We start from the raw sequence: 26,171 nt of genomic DNA on the forward strand, positions 1-26,171 counted from the left end.
GCTTTTCCTTTTGGGTCTGGTTGGACTAGAGGGCCAGCTCGACATCGCCGACCGGGACGGACACGCAGATCTGCACGTCTTCGTCTCGGACGGTGGAGACCGAGCCGGTGGTCAGGTTTCGCACGGTGCCGGCGGTCTTGCGCCTTGTGCAGGTGTGGCAGATGCCCATTCGGCATCCGTTCTGTGGTGTCAGGCCGGCCGATTCGGCCTGTTCCAGCAGCGAGCGGCCGTCGTCGGTGACGTCAATACCGCTGTCCGCGAATGTTATTCGGCCACCGGACGGCTTCACTGGCGGCTCGAACACCGGCGGCACGAAGCTCTCGGTGTACACGTTCTCGCAGTGCTGCTGGACGGCCTGGACCAAAGTGGTTGGCCCGCAGACGAACACCACGTCGGGCGACCGCATCGCGGTAGCCAGATGCTGCGGTCCGAAGGAGCCGACGAGATCGCCGGCGCCCGATCGGGTGTAGCCGTGCAGCACCCGTACGCGCCTGAGTGCGGCCAGCTCGTCGCGGTAGCACGCCTCTTGCGGGGTGCGCGCGTAGTGGACGAACGCGATCTCGCCCCGGTGGCCCTCGGCGACCAGCGTGCGCAGCATCGCCATGACGGGCGTGATGCCGCTCCCGCCCGAGACGAACAGGATTCGTCGGGGCCGCTCCTCGGGTAACACGAAGTCGCCGCCGACGCCGGCCAGGCCGACCACCATGCCGCGACGGGCATGCTCGTAGAGGTAGGTCGAGACCAGCCCGCCGTCGTGGCGACCGATCGTCAGCTCGAGGTTGGGACCGCCTTCGGCGTTGGCCGGCGAGTAGCAGCGAGTGTGCCGGCGGCCATCGATGTCGACCGTGAGGTTGACGTACTGACCGGCCTTGACGGAGTAGGTGGAGGTAAAGGTCTGGTTCGGAGCGAGAGTGAGGGTGACGCTGCGCGGAGTGCTCCGGCGCACGTCGACGACCTTGGCCCGGGCCTCGCCGATCGTCCAGGTCGGTGCCACCAGTTCGGTGTAGCGGTCGATGCCGTGCGGACCGGTGAGCAGGTCTACCAGGTCTGAACTCAGAACTCGCCTGCGTAAACTCTGAGCAAGAGTCCGAGTGGAAGTTTGAGTGAACATATGTACACCGTGCGGCTAGACACCCCAGCTAGTCAAGGCTTTTTTGCTGGTATGTGGTAGGTTTCACATAGTGAACAGCCGTGCTCCTAGCTCACACCCACGCCGGTCGGGGCGGGACCGTTCACGCGAAACCCCCTCGCGCGAGGAGCGCAAGGAGGCGACACGGCGCGCCATCATCGCCGCGGCGCTCAAGCTGCTGCAGGACGGCAGCTTTTCCAGCCTCAGCCTGCGCGAGGTGACCCGCGAGGTGGGAATCGTGCCCGCGGCGTTCTACCGTCACTTCGAATCGATGGAGGCCCTCGGGCTGGTGCTGATCGACGAGTCGTTCCGCACCCTGCGCGACACCCTGCGTGGAGCGCGCGCGGGCAAGCTCGACCCGACCCGGGTCATCGAATCGTCCGTCGAGATCCTGGTGGGCAGCGTCGCCGAACGACGCGAGCACTGGCGCCTCATCGGCCGCGAGCGCTCCAGCGGCCTGTCGGTGCTGCGCTACGCCATCCGCACCGAGATCCGGCTGATCACCTCCGAGCTGGCCACCGACCTGGCGCGCTTCCCCGGGCTCAACGCCTGGAGCACCGAAGACCTCAACGTGCTGGCAACGCTTTTCGTCAACGCCATGATCGCCACCGCCGAGCTGATCGAGGACGCCCAGAGCGCCGAAGCGCTGGAAGAGATCCGGCGCGTCGCCGTCAAACAGCTGCGGATGATCGCCATCGGTATTGCCGGCTGGCGAAGCAGCCCCTGACCTGGGCTAGACGAGAATTTCCGATTCCCGGTGTGACCGACCGCGCAGGCGCATACGCTGCGGCGCATGTACTACCGCGCATCTCTCACCGCGGCGGCCATCGTGGCGGCTGGGATCGCTGGGACCGGGGTTCCGGCGCCGGCCCGGGCGGACGTCGCCGACGACTACTTCCTCCAAGCCCTCGATGGCTTCGGCCTGCAGTACGGCACCCTCGAGAAGGCGATCTCGGTAGCCAAGGCCGACGTTTGCGGCCAATTGGACGGCAACCCCGGCGCATCGATTAACGATGTTGTTTCCGGCGTGGCGACCGACACCAACCTGTCGATCGCGGACAGCTCCCTCTTCACCGGGTCGGCCATCGCCGCATACTGCCCGCAGTACAAATCCATCGTCAATCCGACACCAGTGCCGATCGTCAATCCGACACCAGTGCCGGGCGGGCCGATGAACGTGCCGATTTCCTAGGCGACGCCGCCGCTACAACGGCAACGGCCACCGCTCACCTGGCGGTGGTCGGTGCCGTCAGTGGCGTTAGACGGACCCAGTCCAGCGCGGTATTTCTGGGTTGGCCAATCGCGAAAAGGCTGAATGTCAAGCCTTACCAGGCATACCACAGCGTGCAAAGGTGCGGGCTTTCCCTCCTCAGCTCCTCAGCCGCTCAGCGAGACCTGCGAGCACGTAGCCATGAAGTCTCAGAACGGCTTTCCGGTGGGGCCGGGAGAGCCGGCGTTACCCAGGCCGGCGGGGCCGGTGCCGCCGGCTCCGCCGAGACCGGCGGTGGCACCACGAATGCCGGCGACCAACAACAACGCACTGCTAACCAATTTAAACTCAGCAACGAAATCCCGCTCGCCCAATTAAGCGTTTCGGCTAAATCAGCAGTAGATACCCCACACCGAACACCAGTTGCGGAAATCAGCGCGGCGCCCGCCACATCGGCCAAATGGTGGGACCGCCGTCCGGTAGCACGATCTCGTCAGTCACCTCAAAGCCAAACCGTTGGTAATAACCAATATTCTGGTGTTTGGTCGACTCCAGATAAGCAGGCGCACGTTCAGCGTCAACACGGTCCAGGCGCGACCGCATCAACACCTGCCCAAAACCCCTGCCGCGCACCGTTGGATCGCTTCCAATCACACCCAAATACCAATGCGGTTCTTCGGGGTGTACGCGCTTCATCAGTTCCTGCACCGCGCGTCCCCGCATCGAACGCGCGCCGAATACCCGGATGAACGTTGGCGTCATCGCCAGCTGTGCCCAGCGCGTTTCTTGCCATTCATTGGGCGGATCCCAGAGCGCCGCCGCGCCGATGTCCGGTCCATCGCAGGCGACCTCCACGCCGCCACGAGCCAGGTGGTGATGGCGGGTCATCGTCGCAAACAACCGGTATAGCTGCGCGGTCCGCGGCTTCTCATCGGGAAGCAGCCAGACCATCACGGGGTCGTCATAAAACGCCCGTGCCAAGGTGCGTGACAGCTCGCGGACATCGACCTTGCGCGCTGGACGTGCCTGGGGAGCCACCCGAGCCACGCTAGCGGGTGACCGGGACGGCTAAAACGAGTAGTCGCGGAAAGTCATGACGAAGCCGACCACCGCGGCAATGGCGGCCAACAGAGAGATGACGATCGAAAGCCACGGGATGTGGATCGACGAGGTCGGCCAGCACGAAAAGAATGCGCCCGCCAACAAGCACACGCCGTAAAGCGGTGTGCGCTGGGGATGCTCACCCCGCGCCATAAAGCTCGCAATTTCCACCCGCGCCCGTCCCGAAACCGCCGGATGTAGCGGGCCGCGCGGCGGGTATCTTGATCGGGTGACCGGCATCTCGCGGCGGGCGTTTGGGCGGATGACTGCCGGGCTCGGCGTGCCCGGCACCGGCGGGTTATCGGGCGGCTGCGGCGGGCCGACCTCCCAGCACGCCATGTCCAGCGGTCCGGAGCCCTCGCCGGGCAAGGGCGTGGGCGTCATTTTGTCGCATGAACAGTTCCGCACCGATCAGCTTGTGGCGCAAGCCCAGGCCGCCGAAAAGGCCGGCTTTCAATATGTGTGGGCCAGCGACCACCTTCAGCCGTGGCAGGACAACGAGGGTCATTCGATGTTTCCTTGGCTGACCCTGGCCCTGGTGGGCAGCAGCACCAGCCGCATCGAGTTCGGCACGGGGGTGACCTGCCCCATTTACCGCTACCATCCGGCCACGGTGGCCCAAGCATTCGCCTCACTGGCGATCTTGAGTCCGGGACGGGTGTTTTTAGGGCTCGGCACCGGCGAACGACTCAACGAACAGGCCGCCACCAATACCTTCGGCCGCTACACCGAGCGCCACGACCGGCTGATCGAAGCGATCGGACTGATCCGCATCTTGTGGAGCGGTGACCGAATCTCGTTCACGGGCAGATATTTTCAGACGAATGCCTTGAAGCTTTACGACCAACCGCCCAAGCCGCCGCAGATCTTCGTGGCTGCCAGTGGTCCCAAAAGCGCAACACTGGCCGGTCAATACGGGGACGGCTGGATCACCCAGGCCCGGGACGTCACGAACACGAAACTGCTCGCCGCGTTCAACGCGGGCGCCCAAGCCGCCGGGCGCGACGCCGCCGGCCTTGGTAAACGCGCCGAACTGTTCGCCGTCGTCGGCGATAACGCCCAAGCCGCCCGCGCCGCCGCCTTATGGCGGTTCACCGCCGGGGCGGTCGACCAGCCCAATCCCGTCGAGATCCAGCGTGCCGCCGAATCAAATCCCATTGACAAAGTCCTCGGCAACTGGACGGTCGGCACCGACCCCGCCCCTCACATCGCTGCCGTGCAGACGGTTATCGACGCCGGCGCCATTCCGTTTCTGCACTTTCCCCAGGACGACCCCATCAGCGCGATCGACTTCTACCGCACCAACGTCCTACCCAAGCTGCATTAAATCGGTTGCACCGCAGCAGGTTCAGGACACCCAGGGGCCGATGCCGCCGATCTTGTCGATGTGGATGCGCGTCAGGACTCCAGGCGGTGCTCCGGCCGGCGGAAACACGTCCGGGTTGGACAGGGTCTGGGCGAGTTGTTTCAAGAGCTCGGGCGCACCGCCCTCGACGATCCGGGCGGTGCCATAGACCGCGAGGTAGGACCGTAGCTCCGGGGCCACATCTCCCACCGCGGCGATCGTGAGGGCCACCCGGGGATCGTTGCGGACGTTGCGAACCTTCTTGTGTTCGGCGAGGTGGGCGGTGACGAGTTCGTCCCCGTCCGGTGTCGACTGCAGTGCGACCCAGACCAGGGACACCTGCGGGCTGCCGTCGGGATTGAGGGTGACCAGGGTGGCGTCGGCACCCTTTCCGATGAGGTCACGTGCGGCGTCGTTGAGTTTCATACGTTCGTTGTACCGCCTCGCTGGCCATTTAATTCCCGGATTTACCATGGCTCCAGCTCGCTATACCTAAGATGCCGGTGCGATGCTGCGCCGGGGAACGGTGGCCGACGGTGTGGGACTTCGAAACGGACCCGGAATACCAGGCGAAGCTGGACTGGGTGGAAAAGTTCATGGTCGAGGAACTCGAACCGCTCGATCTGGTCTCCCTTGATCCTTACGACAAGAAGAACGCCGAGATGATGGCGATCCTGCGGCCGCTGCAGCAGCAGGTGAAGGACCAGGGGTTGTGGGCCGCGCACCTGACACCCGAGCTCGGCGGGCAGGGCTTCGGCCAGGTCAAGCTCGCGCTGCTCAATGAGATCCTCGGGCGCTCGCGCTGGGCGCCGTCGGTGTTCGGCTGTCAGGCACCCGACTCGGGAAACGCCGAGATTCTGGCGCTGTTCGGCACCGACGAGCAGAAGGCCCGCTATCTGCAGCCGCTGCTGGACGGCGAGATCACGTCCTGCTATTCGATGACCGAACCGCAGGGTGGGTCTGATCCCGGGATGTTTGTGACGGGTGCGACCCGCGACGGTGACGACTGGGTGATCAACGGGGAGAAGTGGTTTTCCAGCAACGCCAAACACGCCTCCTTTTTCATCGTGATGGCCGTGACCAAGCCCGACGTCCGCACGTACGACAAGATGTCGCTGTTCATCGTTCCCGGCGAGACACCGGGCATCGAGATCATCCGCAACGTCGCGGTGGGAGGCGAGTCGGGTAAGCACGGCTCGCACGGCTACGTCCGCTACAACGACGTCCGGGTGCCGGCCGATCATGTGCTGGGCGGCGAAGGCCAGGCGTTCATGATCGCGCAGACGCGCCTCGGCGGTGGCCGCATTCACCACGCTATGCGCACAATCGCCTTGGCGCGCAAGGCCTTCGACATGATGTGTGAGCGCGCGGTGTCGCGGCAGACCAGGCACGGTCGACTGGCCGACTTCCAGATGACCCAGGAGAAGATCGCCGACAGCTGGATCCAGATCGAGCAGTTCCGGCTGCTGGTGCTGCGCACCGCTTGGCTGATCGACAAACACCACGACTACCAGAAGGTGCGCCGCGACATCGCGGCGGTGAAAGTCGTCATGCCGCAGGTGTTGCATGACGTCGCGCAGCGGGCCCTGCACCTGCACGGCGCGCTCGGCGTCTCCGACGAGATGCCGTTCGTCAAGATGATGGTGGCCGCCGAGTCACTGGGCATCGCCGACGGCGCCACCGAGCTGCACAAGATGACGGTGGCCCGCCGCACGTTGCGCGAATACCAGCCTGTGACAACACCTTTCCCGTCGCAGCACATACCCACCCGGCGGGCCGAAGCCCAGGCCCGGCTGGCTGAGCGCCTGGAGCACTCCATCGCCGAGTTCTGATCGGGCGCCGCGACACTTAAACCACGCACACGACACGCCGAAAAACGCAGCCGTGGTTTATATCTCGAGAAGCCTGGCGCGGGCTCGGCACCATCCCGACGCCCATCACCACCGCGACACTTAAACCACGCACATGACACGCCGAAAAACGCAGCCGTGGTTTAAGTTTCGCGGTACCGGAACGTCACGAAACGTAGCGAACGATACTTTCGGCCACGCACGCTGGCTTGGGCGACCCGTCGATCTCGACGGTGGTCGACACGACCGCCTGCACGGCTCCATTCCCGACGTCCTCGACACCGACCAACGAGCTGGTGGCGCGAACCCTCGATCCGACGGGTACCGGCGCAGGAAAGCGAACCTTGTTGAGGCCGTAATTGATTGCGAGCTTGATGCCGTTCACGGTGTAGATCTCATGCTGTAGCCGCGGCAGCAGCGAAAGCGTCATGTAGCCGTGCGCGATCGTCTTGCCGAACGGGCCCTCGGCCGCGCGTTCGGGGTCGACGTGGATCCACTGATGGTCGCCGGTCGCATCGGCAAACAGGTTAACGTCTTCCTGGGTGATGGTCACCCAGTCGCTCTGCCCGATGGTCTCGCCCGCGGCCGCGGCAAGGTCTGCTACTGACTCGAAAGTGCGCATGGGGGTAAGCATAGAACCTGTGAGACTGCTGCTGATTGCCGATACCCATATCCCCAAACGCGCACGCGACCTGCCCGCACAGGTCTGGGACGAAGTCGCGAACGCAGACGTCGTCATACACGCCGGCGACTGGGTAACACCCGACCTGCTCGACGAGCTGGAAGCCAGGGCGACTCGACTGATCGCGTGTTGGGGAAATAACGACGGATCCGCCTTAAGGCAGCGGTTGCCGGAGCGCGCCGACACGACGTTGGCGGGCGTTCGTTTCACCGTCGTGCACGAGACCGGGGCGGCGGCCGGCCGCGAAGGCCGGTTGTCGCGGCTGTATCCGGACAGCGACGTCCTGGTGTTCGGGCACAGTCATATCCCCTGGGATACGAGGACAAGCACCGGGTTGCGCCTGCTTAATCCAGGTTCGCCGACCGACCGCCGCCGCCAACCGTTCTGCAGCTACATGACCGCGGGCGCCGACGACGGGGAACTGAAGGACGTGGTGCTGCATCGTCTTTCGAAAAGTAGCTGACAGCTAGGCCATACATAGCCCGCACACATATATAGCTCGTAAACAGAGATATATGCAGGCACTCAAGGAACGCACCGAGCTGGTCGCCGAGGTGTTCGGCGTCGTGGGGAGATTCCGCCGGCAGCTCCGCCGGTCGGCCGGTCGCGGGTTCGACTCCGCGCGGCTCACCGAATCGCAATCGGAGCTGTTATGGCTGGTCGGCCGGCAACCGGGGATCTCGGTCAGCGCCGCGGCCGCCGAACTCGGACTGGTGCCCAACACCGCCTCGACTTTGGTCTCCAAGCTGGTAGCCAACGGATTGCTCATCCGGACGGTCGGCGACGCCGACCGTCGGGTCGGTCAGCTACGGCTGGCCGAGCCCACCCAGCGGATCGTCGACGCGTCCCGCGCCGCACGGCGAGCGTTGCTGTCCGAGGTGCTCGGCGAACTTGACGGCGATCAAATCGGTTCTCTGACAAAGGGGTTAGAGGTGCTTGACACGATATCCCAACTATTGCAGGAGCGACGTTCATGAGCGGATCACTGCCAATGGCCATCGACTGCCGGAAGCTGACCTACCGCTACGGCCGGTTCACCGCCGTCGACGACCTGACGTTGCAGGTACGGCCCGGCGAGACCATGGGCCTGCTGGGCCCCAACGGCGCGGGAAAGACGACGTTGGTGCGAATGCTCACCACGCTGACACCGGTGCAGCAGGGCGAATTGCGCATCTTCGGAATGGACTCGCGCGATCAGACTGTCGATATCCGAAGCAATATCGGCTATGTGCCGCAACAGCTTTCGATCGAGCCGGCGCTGACCGGCCGGCAGAACGTGGAATGGTTCGCACGGCTGTACGGGGTGCCCCGCGCCCAGCGTGCCGAGCGCGCCGATCAGGCACTGGCCGCCATGCAATTGCATGACGTGGCCGACCGGCTGGCAGGGACCTACTCCGGCGGCATGGTGCGCCGCCTGGAAGTGGCCCAGGCACTGGTCAACCGCCCGTCGCTGCTGGTGCTCGACGAACCGACCGTGGGGCTGGATCCGATCGCCCGGGACGGCGTCTGGACGCAGGTGCAGAACATGCAGTCTCAGTTCGGCATGACCGTGCTGCTGACCACCCATTACATGGAGGAAGCCGATGCGTTGTGCGATCGGGTCGCGTTGATGCATCACGGCGTGTTGCGGGCCGTGGGCACTCCCGCCGATTTGAAGGCCCAGATATCCAAGGTGTCGCCGCGCGCCACGCTCGAGGATGTGTTCCGCCACTACACGGCGCACGACTTGTCCCGGGGATCGGAGGACTCGCAGGAAGCAGCCGAGTCGTTCCGCCAAATCCGTTCCAGCAGAAAGGTTGCCAGCCGTGCAAGTTGATCACGCTGCCGGAGTCACGCTGGTCCGCGCCCCGCGCGGATGGCACCGAGTCGCCGCAACGCTGGACCGCGTCAGCGCGTTCGCGATCGTCGAACTGCAGAAGCTGCAGCACGACCGCACCGAACTCGTCACCCGGATGGTGCAACCCGCGCTGTGGCTGCTGATCTTCGGCACCACGTTCAGCAAGCTGCACGTCATTCACACCGGCTCGGTGTCCTATCTGGCGTTTCTGGCGCCGGGGATCATCGCCCAGTCGGCGCTGTTCATTTCTATCTTCTACGGCATACAGATCATCTGGGATCGAGACGCCGGCATCCTCGCCAAACTCATGGTGACCCCGGCGCCGGCGTCGGCGCTGATCACCGGCAAGGCATTCGCGGCGGGCGTGCGGTCGGTCGCCCAGGTCGTCGGCGTGATGGCGCTGGCATACCTGATGGACATCGGCCTGACCATCAACCCATTGCGGATCCTGGCGGCGATGGCCATCGTCATGCTCGGTGCCGCGTTCTTCGCGTGCCTGTCGATGACGCTGGCAGGGCTGGTGCGCAGTCGCGATCGCCTGATGGGGATCGGCCAAGCCATCACCATGCCGTTGTTCTTCGCGTCCAACGCGCTGTACCCCGTCGACGTGATGCCCGCCTGGCTGCACACGCTGAGCACGGTCAACCCGCTTAGTTACGAGGTCAACGCCTTGCGGGCGCTGTTGATCGGCACGTCGTTCAATCCGCTCGACATCGTCGTGCTGGTGGCGGCGGCGATGATCGGAATCGCTACGGCGTCAACGTTATTGCGCCGCTTGGTCACGTAGAGTCGCGCAGACGAGTCCGCACCGACTCCTAATCGTTAGCCAACCGCGACGTCGAGTTTCGGCCACGACATCTGAATCGAGCCGTCCCCCTGTGTTTCACTCGCCCTGACAGATTCGACCGCATGACGCGGCACCTAAGAGTCGATGAAAGTTGGGATGGGTAGAAGCTATGACGCTCTTCGAGGGGATGCGAAAGTTTCGCGGCGCCACGGCAAAGCTGCCGCGCCGGCTGGCTGTTGCGACAATAGGAGCTGCCGTGTTGTCCGGTCTTGTCTGTGCCGTCGGCGGCACGGCGACCGCGGGGGCGTTCTCCAAGCCGGGTCTTCCGGTGGAATACCTGCAGATTCCATCACCGTCGATGGGCCGCGAAATCAAAGTGCAGTTCCAGGGCGGCGGAGCACACGCGGTCTACTTGCTCGACGGCCTGCGCGCACAGGACGACTACAACGGCTGGGACATCAACACCAACGCCTTCGAGGAGTACTACCAGTCGGGTCTGTCGGTGATCATGCCGGTCGGCGGCGAGTCCAGTTTCTACAGCAACTGGTACCAGCCGTCGTCGGGCAACGGGCAGAACTACACCTACAAATGGGAAACCTTCCTGACTCAGGAGATGCCCGCCTGGCTGCAGGCCAACAAGCAGGTTTCGCCGATCGGCAACGCTGCGGTGGGCTTGTCGATGTCCGGCGGCTCGGCGCTGATCCTGGCCGCGTACTACCCGCAGCAATTCCCTTACGCTGCATCGCTTTCCGGCTTCCTCAACCCGTCCGAGGGCTGGTGGCCTACGCTGATCGGCCTGGCGATGAACGACTCGGGCGGTTACAACGCCAACAGCATGTGGGGCCCGTCGACCGACCCGGCGTGGAAGCGCAACGACCCGATGGTCCAGATTCCGCGGTTGGTCGCCAACAACACCCGGGTCTGGGTCTACTGCGGTAACGGCAATCCGAGCGACCTCGGCGGCGACAACGTGCCGGCGAAGATGCTGGAAGGCATGACCCTGCGCACCAACGAGCAATTCCAGCAGACCTACACGGCTTCGGGTGGACGCAACGGCGTGTTCAACTTCCCGGCCAATGGGACGCACTCGTGGCCCTACTGGAATGCCCAGCTGGTCGCGATGAAGCCCGACATCCAGCAGGTGCTCAACGCGAGCAACAACTCGGCGTAAGGGTCCGCCGGTAACACCAAGCCAGTATCGGCAGCAGCGCAACGGCCAGCGCTGCTGCCGATGCTTCTTTTTGCGGCTCAGTCGAATTGAGCGCGGCGATCCTGATGGAAATACGTGTAGCCAGTTGTCAACGCGCACATGACCGAGGCGACCACCAGCATCCAGGTGCCATTGACGAGCACGCTGATGCCGCCGCCGACCGCGGCGCCCAGAACGAAGCTGGCGAAAAGCAGAAAATAGCCGAGCCAGTCCGACGCTTTTCCCCCAGCGATGTGGCGTTCGATGCCCTGGCCCATCTTAACCAGCGTGCCGGTCACATAGCTCAAGGGCACCGACACCTCGCCATCCTTGACGAACGACGTGTTCAACGCGCCAACGCCGAAGACCACCAACATGATTGGCATGAAATCAAGCTGAAGTTCTTCCCATCCCTCATCGATGACGTCCAGCACGGTGGCGACCAGCAGACTGAAGGTGGTCAGCACGGTCGGGCCGTGCGGATGCCCTGTCCAGAAACGTCGCCGGCACATCGATGCGACCACCACGCCGGCGACGAAGCACAGTATGAGCGCCCCCGCTGAGACCGCCAGCTTCGCATCGTTGCTGAAGTACCCCAGCACAGCGCGTTGCGCGTTCCCGGTCATGAAGGTCACAAAGTATCCCGCGGAGTGCATGTACGCGGTAGCCCCCAGCACGCCGGCCAGCACCGCCAGCACCCACGACAATCGCGACTCACCATTGAAGATCTCACCCGCCACACGCACATGATTTCATCCGGGCACCGCAGACGCAGCGCACAGTTGCGCCGGACTAAACAGCGGTGAGCCGTGCGATGGACCGCAGTGGGATCGGCAGCCATCCAGGCCGGTGCCGCGCCTCGTACCCGGCCTCGTAGACCGCTTTGTCGAGTTCGTAGGCAGCCAGCAGCAGCGCTGAATCGCGTGGGTCGACCCCCGACGCGGCCGCGTAGCCGTCGCAGAACGCGGTGCGGTTGCGTTCGACCCACTCCCGGGCGCGGGCGGCACGTTGCCTGTCGGGGGACTGGCTGGATTGGTCCACCAGCGGCCCGTAGGCGGCGTACTCATAGGAACGCAGGACGCCGGCCACGTCGCGCAAGGGCGAATCCGGCGCGCGCCGCTCGTCCAGCGGCTGGCCCGGCTCGCCTTCGAAGTCGATCAGCAGCCAGCTCTCCGGGGTGCGCAGCACCTGTCCCAGGTGCAGATCACCATGCACCCGTTGAACGGTGATCGTCTCGTTGGCCAGCTTCTGAAATCGCTCTGCGACCGTCGCCGCATACTCGCGCAGCCCGGGCACGGCAGCCACGGTCGACGATAATCGCGCCATCACATTGTCCACCGGAAAGGGCATTTGCGCGGTTCCGAGACACTCGGCCAGGGTGGCATGCACGGACGCGACCGCTTCACCGAGCCGGTAGGACTCGCCGGCAAAGTCACCGCCGACCTCGTGGGCGTACAAGTCGCCCTCCGCGAACAGGTCGCGGACGCTGGCGGTGGCCATCGCCCAACCTTCGGCGGCGTTGGCCGCAAACTCGGTCACCATGCCAAGCGGGCAGGCCTTATCGGGATTAGACGCGGCTATCTCGTAGGTGCCAAACAGTCGGGCCACGTGCGGGTTGCCGGCCCGCGCGAGCACCCGGTTCAGTTCGATGTCCGGGTTGATGCCGTCACTGACCCGGCGGAACACCTTGAAGATGGCGCGCCGGTCGAAGATCACGCTGGTGTTGGACTGCTCGGCGTCGGAGACATGCGGATCGGACTCCAGCGGCAGTTCGACGTCGGGCTCCTTGATGAACGCCACTTCGACGTCGGACTCATCGCGCACGGCCGACGTGTCCATCAGCGACAGCAGAAACTGCGGCGCGTCGGAGGCATACAGGGCGTCGAAGCCGGTGCGGTCCTCGGCAGCGCCGATGGTGGCCACGGTGCTGTACTCGGAGACTGGCGCGGAATCCCATCCGACGATCACCTGGTAGCGCTCCGATGAGCCGTCGGTGTATTCGGCGTCGATGAGCACCAGGTCGAGGTCGTCGCGCAGCGGGACGACTACGGCGGGCTCAGCGGCGGACAGCTCGCGGTTGCGTCCCGCGTACCAACGTTGCTGGGGCAGCCACTCAGACCAAGGCAGCTTGGCCACCAGCGTGGCTGGGTGCTTGGCTGAGTCAGTCATGCGTTGTTCTCCTCAGATGGGATCAGCTGAAACCAGTAGAACCCGTGTCCGTGCAGCGTCAGCAGATAAGGCAGGTGTCCGATGCGCGGAAACTCGACCTGTCCGGTCAGCTCGACCGGCGTGCTGCCGTTCCAGTGCTGCAAGTTCAGTTCGATTGGCTGGGGGAACCGCGACAGGTTGTTGATGCACAGCACAGTGTCGCCATCATCTGCCGCTTGGCGCACGAACGCCAGCACCGACGGGTTCGACCCGCCCAATTCCTCGAATGTGCCGACCGCGAAGGCGTCATGTCGACGGCGTACGGCCAGCATGATGCGAGTCCAGTTGAGCAGGGAGGTTGACGTGTCGCGTTGCGCTTCGACGTTGACGGCCTGATAGCCGTATACCGGATCCTGACTTGGCGGCAGGTACAACCGACCCGGGTTGGCGGTGGAGAATCCGGCGTTGCGGTCCGGTGTCCACTGCATCGGCGTGCGAACTCCGTCGCGGTCCCCGAGCCAGATGACGTCGCCCATGCCGATTTCGTCGCCGTAATACAGCACCGGAGAGCCGGGCAGCGACAGCAGCAGTGCGTTGAACAATCGCATCTGGTTGAAATCGTTTTCCAGCAGCGGCGCCAAGCGGCGGCGGATCCCGACGTTCGCCTTCATCCGCGGATCCTTGGCGTACTCGGAGTACATGTAGTCGCGTTCCTCATCGGAGACCATCTCCAGGGTCAACTCGTCATGGTTGCGCAAGAAGATTCCCCACTGGGCCATGTCCGGGATGTCTGGCGTCTGCGCCAGGATCTCCGAGATCGGAAACCGCGACTCGCGGCGCACCGCCATGAAAATGCGCGGCATCAGCGGAAAGTGAAACGCCATATGGCATTCGTCGCCGCCGGTGCTGGCGTCGCCGAAGTACTCCACGACGTCGGCCGGCCACTGATTGGCCTCGGCCAGCAGCACGCGGCCCGGAAACTCGTCGTCGACGACTTTGCGGACGCGCTTGAGGAAGGAGTGCGTCTCGGGCAGGTTCTCGCAGTTGGTGCCTTCGCGCTCGAAGAGGTACGGCACCGCGTCCAGACGAAACCCGTCGATGCCCAGGTCGAGCCAGAAGCGAAGGACATCGATCATCGCCTCTTGCACGGCCGGGTTGTCGTAGTTCAGGTCGGGCTGGTGGGAGAAGAACCGGTGCCAGAAGAACTGGCGGCGGACCGGATCGAACGTCCAGTTCGACTCTTCGGTGTCGACGAAGATGATGCGGGCATCGGTGTACTTGTCGCTGGTGTCGCTCCACACGTAGTAGTCGCCGTACGGCCCATCGGGGTCATGGCGCGACTCCTGAAACCACGGGTGCGACTCGGATGTGTGGTTCATCACCAGGTCGGTGATCACCCGGATGCCGCGCCGGTGAGCGGCGTCGACCAGCGCGACGAAATCGTCGACCGTACCGAACTCTGGCAGCACCTTGTAGAAGTCCCGGATGTCATAGCCGCCGTCACGCAGCGGTGAGTCGTAGAACGGGGGCAGCCAGATGCAGTCGATGCCGAGCCACTGCAGGTAGTCCAGGCGGTCGAGCAGTCCACGCAGATCGCCGGAACCGTCCGCGCTGGCATCGAAGAACGCGCGGACCAGCACCTCGTAGAAAACCGCATGCTTGAACCAGGTCGGGTCGGCGGGCAGTACCGCGGCGTCGCCGAAATCGTCGGCGCTCGGGTGCTCGACCACACCTCCTTCGACGTGACTGCCCCCGGTTGGATGGTGTTCGACAGCGTCTTTTCCGTCGTTCATCGCTTCCACGATGCCACGGGTACCCGAGGCGGGACACCTGGAATCACGCCCGCCAACAATCGGCAAATCGGCTCTGGCGGAAGCGAAATTGGCCGACAGCCAGGCACGATACGGGCGGATCTCAGGCCGGAGGCCCGTCTGCCAATGTCACATTCACGGTGCGTACGTTGCCCGACGCGCTGCGGTAGGTCAGCGCGATGGTGTCCCCCGGGTGATGCGGGACGAGCACATCCGCCATCGCGGTGGCCGAGGTGACGGAGGCACCGTCGACCGAGGTGATGACGTCGCCCGGAGAGAGCCCGGCCTCCGATGCCGGGCCAGTCCCGACCACGCGTTCGACCCGCGCACCATTTCCGTTGTTGTCCACAACGCCCAGACCAAGGAAGGCCGTCGGCCCGACGTGCACGGTGGGCGACCCGCCACCGCCTCGGATCGCGCCTGCGACGCCGATCGCATGACCGATCGGGATGGCGAAGCCCGCCCCGCCCGACATCTTGAAGTTATCGGTGGCCGCGGTGGTCATCCCGACCACCTGCCCGGCGTTGTTGACAATCGGCCCGCCCGAGTCGCCGGGCTTGATCGGCGCGTCGACCTGGATCAACCCGTTCAGCGTTTCTTCGGCGCCGGTCAGGGAATCTGATGCATGGACGGTCTGGTTGAGGGCGACCACGTGGCCCGGCATCGCGCTGGGCGCTCCGCCCTGGCCACCCGTGTTGCCCACCGCGACGATCGGCTCGCCGACCGAGGCCCCGCCACCGATCGCGGCGGAGGGAAGGCCGCCCGCGCCGCGCAGCTGCAGCACCGCGACGTCCTGGGTGCGGTCGTAGCCGATTACGTCGACGGCGTACGTCTGGCCGTTTGCGACGGAGAACGCGCTGATGTCGGTAGCGCCCGAAATCACGTGGTTGTTCGTCAGCACCACACCGCCCGGATCGATGATCATGCCGGTTCCGGCTCCCACCGCGTTGTTGAAGCCGAACCGGGTGTTGATGTTGACTACCTGCGGCGCAACCATCCCGGCGGGGTCGAGCTTTGGCGCAGGCCGCTCGCTGAACCCACCGAACCCATCGTGGGCAGGTGCGAGTGGCACGGAAGGTGCGGCGGACGCCGGCACCGTGGCCAGTCCCAGCCCGACCACGGCCAGCACGCTGACTAACCATGACCACCAGGGCGACCGGTGGTGCCATTTGCTCATCGCGTTTCCTCCTGCGTCGGGGTGGGAATCAGCATTGCCCCAGCCTCTGGCTCTGGGCTGCACGTCATTGGTCTGTTCACCGTAAACCACGTTGCTCACCTTGGGCTTGGTCAGGCATCCCGTCAACCCAACCCGCAGCTCATAAGCTGGCTTCTAAGCTGGCTTCTAAGCTGGCTTCTAAGCTGGCAAAGTGGGCGAATTCGACCCGCGGGCCAGCTTTCGCCGGTCCCCGGTAGCGCGACTGGCCACCGTCACGCCCGACGGCGTACCGCACCTGGTACCCGTGGTCTTCGCGGTCGACCCCGACGGCCAGGACGGCGCAGAGATCGTCTACACCGCTGTCGATGCGAAACCGAAGACGACGCACCGACTGCGGCGCCTGGCCAACATCGAGAACAATCCGCAGGCCAGCCTGCTGGTCGACCATTACTCCGATGACTGGACGCAGTTGTGGTGGGTGCGGGCCGACGGTGTCGCCACGATTCATTACGACGGCGAGCAGATGCACACGGGATACCGGCTGCTGCGCGCCAAATACCCTCAGTACCAATCAGTTTCGTTAGACGGACCGGTAATCACGGTCGCCTTGCGGCGCTGGTCGAGCTGGCACGCCTGAGCCGGGCGCTGCGCGACCCGCGCGTCAACCCGGTTGTGTCTGGTCCGTGGCCTTGTGTTGGGCGGCGGTTGGGGGAAAAGTTGCTTACGGGTGTGGTCTAGGACACACCCGCACACTTGCATCCGGGCGAGCAAACACTGGAGGAAGTCATGGCCGACAGAGCGAATGGTTCCCAGGGCGCGGGAGTCGCTCCCACTGCGGACGGTCCGAGCGCCGTTCGCAACGTGGTCTTGGTCGGGCCGTCGGGCGGCGGCAAGACCACACTCGTCGAGGCGCTGCTGGTCGCCGGCGGGGTGCTGTCCCGGCAGGGCTCGGTGGTAGACGGCACCACGGTCAGCGACTTCGAGGAGGCGGAGATCCGGCAGCAGCGTTCGGTCGGTGTTGCCGTGGCTTCCCTCTTGCACGACGGCATCAAGGTCAACCTCGTCGACACGCCCGGATACGCCGACTTCGTGGGTGAGCTGCGAGCCGGATTGCGAGCCGCGGATTGCGCGCTGTTCGTCATCGCGGCAAACGAGGGTGTCGACGAGCCGACCAAGTCGCTCTGGCAGGAATGCAGCCAGGTCGGCATGCCCCGTGCCGTGGTGATCACCAAGCTCGACCACGCCAGGGCGAACTACCAAGAGGCGCTGGCCGCAGCGCAAAACGCGTTCGGGGACAAGGTTTTACCCCTTTATCTGCCGACCGGCATGCAAGCCTGCACAGGCCTGATCGGATTGCTTTCACAGACCTATTACAAGTACGACGGCGGCGAGCGGACCACGCAGCCGCCGGACCCGTCGGACGCCGATCGCATCGAGGAGGCGCGGGGCACCCTGATCGAGGGGATCATCGAGGAGTCCGAGGACGAGTCCCTGATGGAGCGCTATCTCGGTGGCGAGAAGATCGACGAGTCGGTGCTGGTGGAGGACTTGGAGCGAGCCGTTGCCCGGGGTTCCTTCTTCCCGGTGATCCCGGTGTGCAGCGGCACCGGCGTCGGCACGCTCGAATTGCTGGAGATCGCCACCCGCGGCTTCCCGTCCCCGCTGGAACACCCGCTGCCGGAGGTCTTTACGCCGCAGGGCGCCGGCCACGCCACACTGGCCTGCGACGCCAACGGGCCGCTGCTGGCCGAGGTGGTCAAGACGACGTCGGACCCCTACGTCGGCAGGGTCAGCCTGGTCCGGGTGTTTTCCGGGACCATCAAGCCCGACGCGACGGTTCACGTGTCGGGCCATTTTGCGTCCTTCTTCGGAGGATCCAACGGGAGCCCTGGGAGCAATGGGAGTCTGAACTCGCACCCCGACCACGACGAAGACGAACGGATCGGGGTGCTGTCGTTCCCGCTCGGCAAGCAGCAGCGCCCGGCGTCGGCCGTGGTGGCGGGAGACATCTGTGCGATCGGCAAGCTGACCCGCGCCGAGACCGGCGACACGCTTTCGGACAAGTCCGAGCCTCTCGTGCTGAGACCCTGGACTATGCCGGAGCCGCTGCTGCCGATCGCCATTCAGGCACACGCCAAAGCCGATGAAGACAAGCTGTCAGTCGGCCTGGGGCGGTTGGCCGCCGAAGACCCGACGCTGCGCATCGAGCAAAATCAGGAGACCCATCAGATCGTGCTCTGGTGCATGGGCGAGGCCCATGCCGGCGTCGTTCTCGACGCACTGGCCAATCGGTACGGCGTCACCGTGGACACGATCGAGCTGAGGGTGCCGCTGCGGGAAACCATCAGCGGCAAGGCGAAAGGCCATGGCCGCCATATCAAGCAGTCCGGTGGGCACGGCCAGTACGCGGTGTGCGACATCGAGGTGGAGCCGCTGCCGGAGGGCTCCGGCTTCGAGTTCGTCGACAAGGTGGTGGGTGGAGCGGTGCCGCGGAATTTCATCCCCAGTGTGGAGAAGGGTGTCCGCGCGCAGATGGAAAAGGGGGTGCAGGCGGGTTACCCGGTGGTCGACATCCGGGTCACGCTGTTCGACGGCAAGGCGCACAGCGTCGACTCTTCGGATTTCGCGTTCCAGATGGCGGGCGGGCTGGCGTTGCGGGAGGCGGCGGCCGCGACCAAGGTGACTTTGCTCGAGCCGATCGACGAGATCTCGGTGCTGGTACCCGATCATTTTGTCGGCGCGGTGATGGGCGACCTGTCGAGCCATCGCGGCCGGGTGCTCGGCACCGACACCGCGGGCCACGAACGCACGGTCGTGAAAGCCGAAGTCCCGCAGATCGAGCTGACGCGCTACGCGATCGACCTGCGCTCGCTGGCGCACGGGGCGGCATCCTTCACCCGTTCGTTTGTCCGCTATGAACCGATGCCGGAATCCGCAGCGGCCAAAGTGAAAACCGACGTCTCCTAGAGTCCCGCGGACTCATGGCTCCGGTTACTACGGTCAACGGACTTCCCGCCCATATCCTGCTCAACCATTTCGTCGTTGTCCTCGGCCCGCTGTCTGCGATCCTCGCGATCCTTTGCGCGCTGTGGCCCGCGGCGCGACGCCGTCTGATCTGGCTGGTTCTGGTGCTGTCGGTGGGCACGCTGATCCTGACGCCCTTGACCACCAACTCGGGTGCGTGGTTGGCAGGGAAGGTCGGCGCCCCGCCGCCGGTCAAGGTTCACCAGGAACTGGGCGAAACCCTGATCTACATGGTGGCGGCGCTCGTGGCCACCATCGTTCTGTTGACCGCCGTCCACATTCGCCAGACGCGCGGACGCACGGTGCAAGTCGGCCTGCACGCGGTGGTCGGGGTGCTGGTCATCGCCGCCGCCATCGCCACGCTGGTGCAGACCTACCGCGTCGGAGAATCGGGTGCGCGCGCCGCGTGGGGAAGCACGGCTTCAAACTCGGCTGGGTACTCGGCCGGGTCCTTGCCGTAGCGGATCAGGCGCCGCCGCCGAACTGTTCGGCAACGGCGCGGCGATCGAGCGAGCCTTTGGCGGTGTGCGGCAGGGCGCTCGCCTCGCGGAAGCTGGTCGGCACCTCGAAGGCCGCCAGCCGCTCGCGGCAGAACTCCGCGAGCTCCGCCGGGGTCGGCGCAGCGGATCCGCGGGGAATGATCACCGCGGCCACCGTCTCCCCGTACATCTTGTCCGGGACGCCAAACACGGCGACCTCGAGCACGTCGGGATGGCTGGCCAGCACTCCTTCGACCCGCTCCGGCGAGATTTTCTCGCCGCCCCGGTTGATGAGTTCCTTGATCCGGCCGCGGATGGTCAGGTCGCCCTCCGCGGACAGTGACCCCAGATCACCGGTGCGCAACCATCCCTCGGTGAAGTTGGCTGCGGTGATCGCCGGGTCGCCGAGGTAGCCGCGCACCACGGTGGGGCCGTGCAGCCAAACCTCGCCGACGGCCCCCTGGGGCAGCGGCTGCCCGTCGGACCCGACGATCCGGATCCGGGGCCCAGTCGATCTGCCCACCAGACCCGATGTCGCGGCGGGGTTTTCGTTGCTGTCGATGCTGGTGGTGCTTACCTGGTGCGTGGCTTCGGTCATGCCGAAGGCGCACACCACCGGCGCCGAGAACACGTCGTGCAGCGCTTGCGCCGTCTCGGGGGTGAGCGGCGCGCTGCAACTACGGATGAAGCGCAGTGCGGCTGGGTGCCGCTCCGCCGAGCTGGTTTCCGAGGCGGTCTTGTTGCGCTCCAACAGGATCTGGTGAATTGTCGGCACCGCCGTGTACCAGGTGGCGCCGACGGCGTCGATGTCATCCCAGAACGTGTGCGCCGAGAACCGCCCGCGAGCGGGCAGCAACACGGTGCCCCCGCACGCCAGGGTGGACAGCAAGGCGGCGATCAGCCCATGCCCGTGGTACAGCGGCATCACCGCGACGGTCGCGTCCTGCGGGCCGAGCCCGTACTCGGCGATGATGGCCCGCACCGAGCCCGCGATGTTTGACTGCGTCCAGGGGACCATCTTCGGCAAACCCGTTGTCCCGCCGGTGAACATGATCATGGCGTCGTCCGGTTGGAGCCCGTCAGGGGCGGAATTCACCGGGTTGGGTGGCGTGGATGTGTCCAGCCGGACTGACAGGTCGCCACCGTTCTGGCCGACGGACACCGCGATCGGCCAGCACGGCAGGATCGATTCACCCGTGTCGCCCGGCTCGGCGCCGTCGACGAGCACCACTCGCGCGCCGGCCGCTTCGCTGCGGGCGCGCTGCTCGCTGACCGGCAGGGCCGGGTCCAGCGGAACCACGATCAGGTCCGCTCGAGATGCCGCCAACAAGCCGAGGACGAATTCGGCGTTGCTGGCCCCGCGCAGCGCGACCCGATCACCCGGCAGCAGCCCGCCCCGCGTCAACTGGCCGGCCAAGTCGTCGACCAGGCGGACCAGGTCGCGGTAGCCGAGCGGGACGCGATCGGCGGTGACGATAAGCGCCGGCGCACCCGGCTGCCGGGTTGCCGCCACCTCGACCAGATCGGCGATGCGGGAGCTCGCGAATTCGGTGCTGGTGATCGGGTGAGACGTCATCGCCGCACTCCTTCCCTTTCGTTCCTTTCGCAGGTGCGAAATCGGTTCTATTTAGACCATGCCGGGCTGCCTCATGCGTCGTCCAATACCGATCCACTACCGGCCCATAACCGGTAGCTATCAATGGGTCGATAGACGGCGTGAATCGCCGGATAGCCGCTGGGTCTTGGACACCGGTGGGTCACGCGGACCACAGTGATTACGGAGCACAGACAAACACACGAGGAGCCGCGACATGACCACGACCCGTTTGACCGATGGCTTCCATCTCATGGTGGACGCCCTCAAGGCCAACGACGTCGACACGATCTACGGGATCGTCGGCATTCCGATCACCGACCTCGCTCGCGTCGCGCAGGCGTCCGGCATCCGCTACATCGGTTTCCGGCAAGAGACCTCCGCCGGCAACGCGGCTGCCGCCGCGGGATACCTGACCAAGCGGCCCGGTGTCTGCCTGACGACATCCGGCCCTGGCTTTCTCAATGGTCTGCCCGCGCTGGCCAACGCCACCACCAACTGCTTTCCGATGATCCAGATCTCGGGATCCAGCAGTCGGCCGATCGTGGACTTGCAGCGGGGTGACTACCAAGACCTCGACCAGCTCAACGCCGCAAGGCCTTTCGTGAAGGCGGCGTACCGGATCAGCCGGGTGGATGACATCGGTCGCGGTGTCGCGCGCGCCATCCGCACCGCGATCTCTGGCCGGCCGGGCGGCGTCTACCTCGACATCCCCGGTGATGTTCTGGGGCAGTCCATGGAAACCTCGGCCGGCGCCGACACGATCTGGCGGATCGTTGACCCGGCTCCGCGGCAACTGCCCGCGCCGGAAGCCGTCGACCGCGCGCTCGGCGTGCTGGCCCAGGCGCAGCGACCGCTGATCGTACTCGGCAAGGGTGCGGCATACGCACAGGCCGACAACGTGATTCGAGAGTTTGTCGAGACCACCGGAATTCCGTTTCTGCCGATGTCGATGGCCAAAGGGCTACTGCCGGACTCACACCCGCAGTCGGTCGCCGCGGCGCGCTCGCTGGCGATCGCCCGCGCGGATGCGGTCTTGCTGGTCGGCGCCCGGCTGAACTGGCTGCTCGACCACGGGGAGTCGCCGCAATGGTCTGCCGATGCCAAGTTCATTCAAGTCGACATCGCCGCAACGGAGCTCGACAGCAACCAGCCGATCGCGGCGCCGCTGGTCGGCGACACCGGCTCAGTGATGTCGGCGCTACTCGACGGCGTGTCCGCGCATCCGCTCGCCATCCCCGCCGACTGGGCCGGCGAACTGGCCGAGCGCAAGGCAACCAACGACGCCAAGATGCGCCGCCACCTGGCCGACGATCTGCACCCGATGCGGTTCTACAACGCGTTGGGGGCTATTCGTGATGTCCTGCAGTCGAATCCGGATGTCTATGTCGTCAACGAGGGAGCCAACGCACTCGACGTGGCGCGCAACGTCATCGACATGGAGGCGCCGCGGCACAGGCTCGACACGGGAACCTGGGGGGTGATGGGTATCGGTATGGGCTACGCCATCGCGGCGGCCGTGGAGACCGGCAAGCCGGTGGTTGCGATCGAGGGCGACAGCGCATTTGGCTTCAGCGGCATGGAAATCGAGACCATCTGCCGCTACCGACTGCCGGTCACCGTTGTCATCCTCAACAACGGCGGGGTCTACCGCGGTGACGAGGTCGCGACTGGAGGCGACCCGGCGCCGACGGTGCTGAACGCCCACGCGCGTCACGAGTTGATCGCAGAAGCGTTCGGCGGCAAGGGGTATCACGTCACTACTCCATCCGAGCTACGCAAGGCGTTGACGGAAGCGATCGCGTCGAACGGTCCGTCGATCATCGACTGCGAACTGGACCCGGCCGCGGGGGTGGAAAGCGGGCACCTGGCCAGCCGCAACCCCACCAGCGCCGCCACACCGGCATAGCTGCCGATCAGCGCCGTCGGGTGATCCCCGCGAGTTGGGCATCGAAGAACTCGTGCAGCGCCAGCTCCTTTGCGCACGCGGTGAGTGCGCGCGCCACCGGGGAACCCGGCCCGGCGGAGTTGGTGGCCAGCGCAACCTCGGCGGTCAGCACCGGGTCCGCCATCTCGACCGCCCGGATATCCCCGCCCATCGGGCTGGTCCACAGCCAGGTGTGCGGAACGATGCAGGCCCAATTCCCGGTGGCGGCTTGCGCGAATAGCGAAGCAACCGAGTCGGTTTCGACCTGTGGAGTCACCGAGATGGAGTGGCCGGCGAAGGCCCGGTCGATCATCTGGCGGTCGCGCATGTCGGGAGTGAGCAGCGCCAGCGGCAGCTGCGCGGCGTCCGGCCACGTCAGGGTCGATGCGCCGGAGGGCAGCATATCCGCCGGCGCCAGCAGCACGTAGTGCTCTTCATACAGCGGGACCAGGTCCACCTCGTGGCCATCGTCGGACGTAGCATGCGCGATGACCGCGTCGAGTTCGAAGTCGGCCATACGCCGGTACAGTTCGGTGGCGGCCAGCCGGGAACGGATCTGCACCTTCACCAACGGATGCGCCGAACAGAACGCGGACAGCACCAGCGATGCGGTGGTCGAGGCGGTGGGAACGGTGCCGAGCCGAAGTGTGCCGGTGATGCCGGATCGCACCGCGTGCACCTCGGCCTTGAACGCATCGTGTTCGGCCAGAATCCGCTTGGCCCACACGACCAACCGCTCGCCCTCAGGCGTGAGGCCCTCGAAGCTGTGTCCGCGGTTGATCAGCGTGACGTTGAGCTCGCGTTCCAGCTTGGCGATCGCCGCGGACAGCGCGGGCTGGGATACGTAGCACTTCTCTGCCGCCCGCGCGAAGTGCCGCTCCTGGGCGACCGCGACGAAGTACTCCAGTTGACGGAAGAGCACCACACCACTTCCTTCGGCTACCGGGCCAGCCAGTCTAGTGTCGCAGAGAGATCTCGGACGTCCACCCCAATGGCACGGCACTCGTCGACACCACGGTCATACAGGCCCGAGACCGCATCAGACACCAACACAATCCGGAAGTCGCGTTCGGAGGCCTCGTAGATCGATGTCCTGGGGCAGTTCGGGAAGTTGCATCCCGCGAAAACCACTGTGTCGATCCCGCTCTCACGCAGATGCCGCTCGAGACCGGTGCGGTAGAAAGCACCCCACCTCGGTTTGTACATGACGTGCTCGGCTGCCCTGATCTGTTGCACGCCACCGGAAAGCAGCAATTCATGTTCCAGCTCAACAACATCGGGCATCAGTTCCGCGGCGATCTGCGATCCGGCGCTGCCCGGCGCGGCGATCCGCGCGCCTTGTTCGATCAGCCGCCGCCGCACCAAATCGGCGTTGGAACCGTCCGGTTGGTACAGCCGGACGATATGCACGATCGGAAGTCCGCGCTCGCGAAAGGCTCTGGCCAACTTGGCCATTGCTGCGATCGCCGCACATGTACCGGTGACCGGCATCGGCGCCTGGCCGCCAGGGGTGTCCAGAAAATCGCGCTGCACATCGATCAGCACCAGGGCGGCCGAACCCGCTGACGGGCGGGTGTACGAATCGCCGACGATCATCCCTGCTCTCCTCGCCGGGGCGCGGACCGAAATCGAACAGTGACCAGGCCGTTACCGAGACGATCGGCAGCCGTGTCACAGTTTGCTTAAAAACACGTAATGGGTAGACGACAACTACAATACGGTTGTGTTGATCACGCCGTCTCGAAGGGTTTAACGCTATGCGCCGCGCTGCTCGTTATCTAGTCGTTATCGGCGTGATGGCGACAATGACGCTGACTGGTTCGCTCAGCCGCAGCCAGGCCGCGGTCCCGGTACCCCAGCCGGTTCCCGCCGTCGCTTCCGTTTTGCCGGCTGATGGCGCAGTGGTGGGCGTGGCGCACCCCGTCGTCGTGACGTTCACCGCGCCGGTCACCGACCGCGGCGCCGCCGAACGGTCCATCCAAGTCACCTCCCCCAGCAACACGACCGGACACTTCGAGTGGGTCGACAACAATGTCGTGCAGTGGGTTCCCGCCCAGTACTGGCCCGCCCATGCCCATGTGTCGGTGGGTGTGCAGGCGCTGACGACGGGCTTCGACACCGGTGATGCGCTGCTCGGCGTCGCCAGCCTCTCCGCGCACACCTTCACTGTGAGCAGGAATGGAGAGGTCCTCCGCACCATGCCGGCGTCAATGGGCAAGCCCTCCCGCCCGACACCGATCGGCAATTTCACCGCCTTGGAGAAAGAGCGTTCCGTCGTGATGGACTCGCGGACCATCGGCATCCCGCTGAGTTCACCCGAGGGCTACAAGATCACCGCCCAGTACGCGGTCCGCGTCACCTGGAGCGGTGTCTACGTGCACTCCGCCCCATGGTCGGTGGACTCGCAGGGCTACGCCAACGTCAGCCACGGCTGCATCAACCTGAGCCCGGACAACGCCGCGTGGTACTTCAACAATGTGAACGTCGGCGACCCCATCCAGGTCGTAGCCTGACGCCGGCACTCAGAGCGCGCGAAACAGACGGTGGCACAACGCAAATACCGCTAGCTGGGTAGCCCCTTCTTGATCGCGGTGTCCTGCTTGCGGCCGATGTCCTTGGCAATGTCGGCATCGATCGGATCGCTGGGCGCGCTGTCGAATTCCATATTGACCAGCGCCTTGCCCTCGGTGAACAACAGCACCGTGATCGCCTGGGAATTGTCTGGCGAAGTGCCGGAGATCAGTGCTCCATTGGAGCCGACATCGACTGGCTGCCAAGCACCGCTGACCTTACCCGCGTAATTGGTTTTGGTGTTGTCGAGTCCGGCCGCTGCCGTCGCGGGATCGGCGACGATCAAGATGGTGTCGCCGATGCGGCGGCTGTTGTCGGGGTTGGCGAACAG

The 26,171-nt window shown here is 65.3% G+C and carries 27 protein-coding genes and 1 pseudogene; 15 read left to right on the forward strand and 13 right to left on the reverse strand.

Annotated features, from left to right (window positions below; translation table 11 throughout):
• Positions 1-25: 25 nt before the first annotated feature.
• Positions 26-1,111 (reverse strand): ferredoxin reductase, encoded by a 1,086-nt coding sequence (locus ACLP9N_RS18895; protein ID WP_442408850.1) that lies wholly within the window; start codon positions 1,109-1,111, stop codon positions 26-28.
• Positions 1,112-1,181: 70 nt separating this feature from the next.
• Here ACLP9N_RS18895 and ACLP9N_RS18900 point away from each other — a divergent pair, with 70 nt between their 5' ends.
• Positions 1,182-1,856: a TetR family transcriptional regulator gene (locus tag ACLP9N_RS18900; RefSeq protein WP_442408851.1), complete on the forward strand. Its 675-nt coding sequence runs from the start codon at positions 1,182-1,184 to the stop codon at positions 1,854-1,856.
• A gap of 66 nt (positions 1,857-1,922) precedes the next feature.
• Positions 1,923-2,321, forward strand: a complete 399-nt coding sequence (locus tag ACLP9N_RS18905; protein ID WP_442408852.1) for a DUF732 domain-containing protein — start codon at positions 1,923-1,925, stop codon at positions 2,319-2,321.
• Positions 2,322-2,548: 227 nt separating this feature from the next.
• Here ACLP9N_RS18905 and ACLP9N_RS18910 read toward each other — a convergent pair whose 3' ends face one another.
• Positions 2,549-2,680, reverse strand: coding sequence for a hypothetical protein (locus ACLP9N_RS18910; protein ID WP_442408853.1), 132 nt, complete (start codon positions 2,678-2,680; stop codon positions 2,549-2,551).
• A gap of 91 nt (positions 2,681-2,771) precedes the next feature.
• Entirely contained in the window at positions 2,772-3,377 is a 606-nt protein-coding gene (locus ACLP9N_RS18915) for a GNAT family N-acetyltransferase (protein WP_442408854.1), read from the reverse strand.
• A gap of 55 nt (positions 3,378-3,432) precedes the next feature.
• Between ACLP9N_RS18915 and ACLP9N_RS18920 the strand changes: the two genes are divergently transcribed.
• Both ACLP9N_RS18920 and ACLP9N_RS18925 read left to right on the forward strand, forming a co-directional pair.
• Positions 3,433-3,558 (forward strand): hypothetical protein, encoded by a 126-nt coding sequence (locus ACLP9N_RS18920; protein WP_442408855.1) that lies wholly within the window; start codon positions 3,433-3,435, stop codon positions 3,556-3,558.
• 111 nt (positions 3,559-3,669) lie between these two features.
• A complete protein-coding gene (locus tag ACLP9N_RS18925; RefSeq protein ID WP_442408856.1) occupies positions 3,670-4,767 on the forward strand; it encodes a F420-dependent hydroxymycolic acid dehydrogenase in 1,098 nt (365 codons plus the stop codon).
• A 21-nt stretch (positions 4,768-4,788) separates the two neighbouring features.
• Here ACLP9N_RS18925 and ACLP9N_RS18930 read toward each other — a convergent pair whose 3' ends face one another.
• The gene (locus tag ACLP9N_RS18930; protein ID WP_442408857.1) at positions 4,789-5,211 is read right to left on the reverse strand and encodes a PPOX class F420-dependent oxidoreductase; all 423 of its coding nucleotides are present in this window, start codon (positions 5,209-5,211) and stop codon (positions 4,789-4,791) included.
• Positions 5,212-5,282: 71 nt separating this feature from the next.
• Between ACLP9N_RS18930 and ACLP9N_RS18935 the strand changes: the two genes are divergently transcribed.
• Positions 5,283-6,617 carry an acyl-CoA dehydrogenase family protein gene (locus ACLP9N_RS18935; protein WP_442408858.1) on the forward strand — a complete coding sequence of 445 codons (1,335 nt, stop codon included), beginning with the start codon at positions 5,283-5,285 and terminating at the stop codon, positions 6,615-6,617.
• Between the two features lie 184 nt (positions 6,618-6,801).
• Here the strand turns inward: ACLP9N_RS18935 and ACLP9N_RS18940 are convergent, their stop codons facing one another.
• The gene (locus ACLP9N_RS18940) at positions 6,802-7,257 is read right to left on the reverse strand and encodes a MaoC family dehydratase (RefSeq protein ID WP_442408859.1); all 456 of its coding nucleotides are present in this window, start codon (positions 7,255-7,257) and stop codon (positions 6,802-6,804) included.
• Between the two features lie 19 nt (positions 7,258-7,276).
• Here ACLP9N_RS18940 and ACLP9N_RS18945 point away from each other — a divergent pair, with 19 nt between their 5' ends.
• The 5 genes from ACLP9N_RS18945 (at position 7,277) to ag85C (ending at position 11,112) form a co-directional block, all read left to right on the forward strand.
• A complete protein-coding gene (locus tag ACLP9N_RS18945; RefSeq protein ID WP_442408860.1) occupies positions 7,277-7,780 on the forward strand; it encodes a metallophosphoesterase family protein in 504 nt (167 codons plus the stop codon).
• A 52-nt stretch (positions 7,781-7,832) separates the two neighbouring features.
• Entirely contained in the window at positions 7,833-8,294 is a 462-nt protein-coding gene (locus ACLP9N_RS18950) for a MarR family winged helix-turn-helix transcriptional regulator (RefSeq protein WP_442408861.1), read from the forward strand.
• Positions 8,291-9,133, forward strand: coding sequence for an ATP-binding cassette domain-containing protein (locus ACLP9N_RS18955; RefSeq protein ID WP_442408862.1), 843 nt, complete (start codon positions 8,291-8,293; stop codon positions 9,131-9,133). The genes ACLP9N_RS18950 and ACLP9N_RS18955 overlap by 4 nt, the downstream gene beginning before the upstream one ends.
• Positions 9,123-9,941: an ABC transporter permease gene (locus tag ACLP9N_RS18960; RefSeq protein ID WP_442408863.1), complete on the forward strand. Its 819-nt coding sequence runs from the start codon at positions 9,123-9,125 to the stop codon at positions 9,939-9,941. The genes ACLP9N_RS18955 and ACLP9N_RS18960 overlap by 11 nt, the downstream gene beginning before the upstream one ends.
• Before the next feature lie 169 nt (positions 9,942-10,110).
• Positions 10,111-11,112, forward strand: coding sequence for a diacylglycerol acyltransferase/mycolyltransferase Ag85C (gene ag85C, locus ACLP9N_RS18965; protein WP_442408864.1), 1,002 nt, complete (start codon positions 10,111-10,113; stop codon positions 11,110-11,112).
• Positions 11,113-11,189: 77 nt separating this feature from the next.
• On the opposite strand, the gene ACLP9N_RS18970 is transcribed toward ag85C, so the two are convergent.
• The 4 genes from ACLP9N_RS18970 to ACLP9N_RS18985 all read right to left on the reverse strand — a co-directional run bounded on the left by ACLP9N_RS18970 (position 11,190) and on the right by ACLP9N_RS18985 (position 16,266).
• Complete coding sequence (locus ACLP9N_RS18970; RefSeq protein ID WP_442408865.1) at positions 11,190-11,870, reverse strand: YoaK family protein; 681 nt, start codon at positions 11,868-11,870, stop codon at positions 11,190-11,192.
• 52 nt (positions 11,871-11,922) lie between these two features.
• A complete protein-coding gene (locus ACLP9N_RS18975) occupies positions 11,923-13,299 on the reverse strand; it encodes a maltokinase N-terminal cap-like domain-containing protein (protein WP_442408866.1) in 1,377 nt (458 codons plus the stop codon).
• Positions 13,296-15,071, reverse strand: coding sequence for a maltose alpha-D-glucosyltransferase (gene treS, locus ACLP9N_RS18980; RefSeq protein WP_442408867.1), 1,776 nt, complete (start codon positions 15,069-15,071; stop codon positions 13,296-13,298). The genes ACLP9N_RS18975 and treS overlap by 4 nt, the downstream gene beginning before the upstream one ends.
• A gap of 121 nt (positions 15,072-15,192) precedes the next feature.
• Positions 15,193-16,266: a S1C family serine protease gene (locus tag ACLP9N_RS18985; RefSeq protein WP_442408868.1), complete on the reverse strand. Its 1,074-nt coding sequence runs from the start codon at positions 16,264-16,266 to the stop codon at positions 15,193-15,195.
• A gap of 190 nt (positions 16,267-16,456) precedes the next feature.
• On the opposite strand from ACLP9N_RS18985, the gene ACLP9N_RS18990 reads away from it, so the two are divergent.
• The 3 genes from ACLP9N_RS18990 (at position 16,457) to ACLP9N_RS19000 (ending at position 19,730) form a co-directional block, all read left to right on the forward strand.
• Positions 16,457-16,882, forward strand: coding sequence for a TIGR03668 family PPOX class F420-dependent oxidoreductase (locus ACLP9N_RS18990; protein ID WP_442408869.1), 426 nt, complete (start codon positions 16,457-16,459; stop codon positions 16,880-16,882).
• Positions 16,883-17,031: 149 nt separating this feature from the next.
• The gene (locus tag ACLP9N_RS18995) at positions 17,032-19,212 is read left to right on the forward strand and encodes an elongation factor G-like protein EF-G2 (protein WP_442408870.1); all 2,181 of its coding nucleotides are present in this window, start codon (positions 17,032-17,034) and stop codon (positions 19,210-19,212) included.
• Between the two features lie 14 nt (positions 19,213-19,226).
• Positions 19,227-19,730 (forward strand): DUF2231 domain-containing protein, encoded by a 504-nt coding sequence (locus ACLP9N_RS19000; RefSeq protein ID WP_442408871.1) that lies wholly within the window; start codon positions 19,227-19,229, stop codon positions 19,728-19,730.
• Positions 19,731-19,734: 4 nt separating this feature from the next.
• Here the strand turns inward: ACLP9N_RS19000 and ACLP9N_RS19005 are convergent, their stop codons facing one another.
• Positions 19,735-21,324, reverse strand: coding sequence for a FadD7 family fatty acid--CoA ligase (locus ACLP9N_RS19005; RefSeq protein WP_442408872.1), 1,590 nt, complete (start codon positions 21,322-21,324; stop codon positions 19,735-19,737).
• Between the two features lie 235 nt (positions 21,325-21,559).
• Between ACLP9N_RS19005 and oxc the strand changes: the two genes are divergently transcribed.
• The gene (oxc, locus tag ACLP9N_RS19010) at positions 21,560-23,251 is read left to right on the forward strand and encodes an oxalyl-CoA decarboxylase (RefSeq protein WP_442408873.1); all 1,692 of its coding nucleotides are present in this window, start codon (positions 21,560-21,562) and stop codon (positions 23,249-23,251) included.
• Between the two features lie 7 nt (positions 23,252-23,258).
• Here oxc and ACLP9N_RS19015 read toward each other — a convergent pair whose 3' ends face one another.
• Both ACLP9N_RS19015 and ACLP9N_RS19020 read right to left on the reverse strand, forming a co-directional pair.
• Positions 23,259-24,191, reverse strand: coding sequence for a LysR family transcriptional regulator (locus ACLP9N_RS19015; protein ID WP_442408874.1), 933 nt, complete (start codon positions 24,189-24,191; stop codon positions 23,259-23,261).
• Positions 24,192-24,208: 17 nt separating this feature from the next.
• Complete coding sequence (locus ACLP9N_RS19020) at positions 24,209-24,865, reverse strand: cysteine hydrolase family protein (protein WP_442408875.1); 657 nt, start codon at positions 24,863-24,865, stop codon at positions 24,209-24,211.
• 161 nt (positions 24,866-25,026) lie between these two features.
• On the opposite strand from ACLP9N_RS19020, the gene ACLP9N_RS19025 reads away from it, so the two are divergent.
• Complete coding sequence (locus ACLP9N_RS19025; protein ID WP_442408876.1) at positions 25,027-25,782, forward strand: L,D-transpeptidase; 756 nt, start codon at positions 25,027-25,029, stop codon at positions 25,780-25,782.
• Between the two features lie 50 nt (positions 25,783-25,832).
• Here the strand turns inward: ACLP9N_RS19025 and ACLP9N_RS19030 are convergent.
• Positions 25,833-26,171 (reverse strand): annotated as a pseudogene (locus ACLP9N_RS19030) (hypothetical protein); the annotation flags it as partial.

This window comes from Mycobacterium sp., assembly GCF_052144515.1.
Taxonomy (GTDB): Bacteria; Actinomycetota; Actinomycetes; order Mycobacteriales; family Mycobacteriaceae; genus Mycobacterium.

Coding starts and splice junctions, on each gene's coding strand:
- ACLP9N_RS18895 (WP_442408850.1), bottom strand. CDS start 1,111: ATGTTCACTCAAACTTCCACTCGGACTCTTGCTCAGAGTTTACGCAGG.
- ACLP9N_RS18905 (WP_442408852.1), top strand. CDS start 1,923: ATGTACTACCGCGCATCTCTCACCGCGGCGGCCATCGTGGCGGCTGGG.
- ACLP9N_RS18920 (WP_442408855.1), top strand. CDS start 3,433: ATGACGAAGCCGACCACCGCGGCAATGGCGGCCAACAGAGAGATGACG.
- ACLP9N_RS18930 (WP_442408857.1), bottom strand. CDS start 5,211: ATGAAACTCAACGACGCCGCACGTGACCTCATCGGAAAGGGTGCCGAC.
- ACLP9N_RS18935 (WP_442408858.1), top strand. CDS start 5,283: ATGCCGGTGCGATGCTGCGCCGGGGAACGGTGGCCGACGGTGTGGGAC.
- ACLP9N_RS18940 (WP_442408859.1), bottom strand. CDS start 7,257: ATGCGCACTTTCGAGTCAGTAGCAGACCTTGCCGCGGCCGCGGGCGAG.
- ACLP9N_RS18950 (WP_442408861.1), top strand. CDS start 7,833: ATGCAGGCACTCAAGGAACGCACCGAGCTGGTCGCCGAGGTGTTCGGC.
- ACLP9N_RS18955 (WP_442408862.1), top strand. CDS start 8,291: ATGAGCGGATCACTGCCAATGGCCATCGACTGCCGGAAGCTGACCTAC.
- ag85C (WP_442408864.1), top strand. CDS start 10,111: ATGACGCTCTTCGAGGGGATGCGAAAGTTTCGCGGCGCCACGGCAAAG.
- ACLP9N_RS18975 (WP_442408866.1), bottom strand. CDS start 13,299: ATGACTGACTCAGCCAAGCACCCAGCCACGCTGGTGGCCAAGCTGCCT.
- treS (WP_442408867.1), bottom strand. CDS start 15,071: ATGAACGACGGAAAAGACGCTGTCGAACACCATCCAACCGGGGGCAGT.
- ACLP9N_RS18985 (WP_442408868.1), bottom strand. CDS start 16,266: ATGAGCAAATGGCACCACCGGTCGCCCTGGTGGTCATGGTTAGTCAGC.
- ACLP9N_RS18995 (WP_442408870.1), top strand. CDS start 17,032: ATGGCCGACAGAGCGAATGGTTCCCAGGGCGCGGGAGTCGCTCCCACT.
- ACLP9N_RS19000 (WP_442408871.1), top strand. CDS start 19,227: ATGGCTCCGGTTACTACGGTCAACGGACTTCCCGCCCATATCCTGCTC.
- ACLP9N_RS19005 (WP_442408872.1), bottom strand. CDS start 21,324: ATGACGTCTCACCCGATCACCAGCACCGAATTCGCGAGCTCCCGCATC.
- oxc (WP_442408873.1), top strand. CDS start 21,560: ATGACCACGACCCGTTTGACCGATGGCTTCCATCTCATGGTGGACGCC.
- ACLP9N_RS19020 (WP_442408875.1), bottom strand. CDS start 24,865: ATGATCGTCGGCGATTCGTACACCCGCCCGTCAGCGGGTTCGGCCGCC.
- ACLP9N_RS19025 (WP_442408876.1), top strand. CDS start 25,027: ATGCGCCGCGCTGCTCGTTATCTAGTCGTTATCGGCGTGATGGCGACA.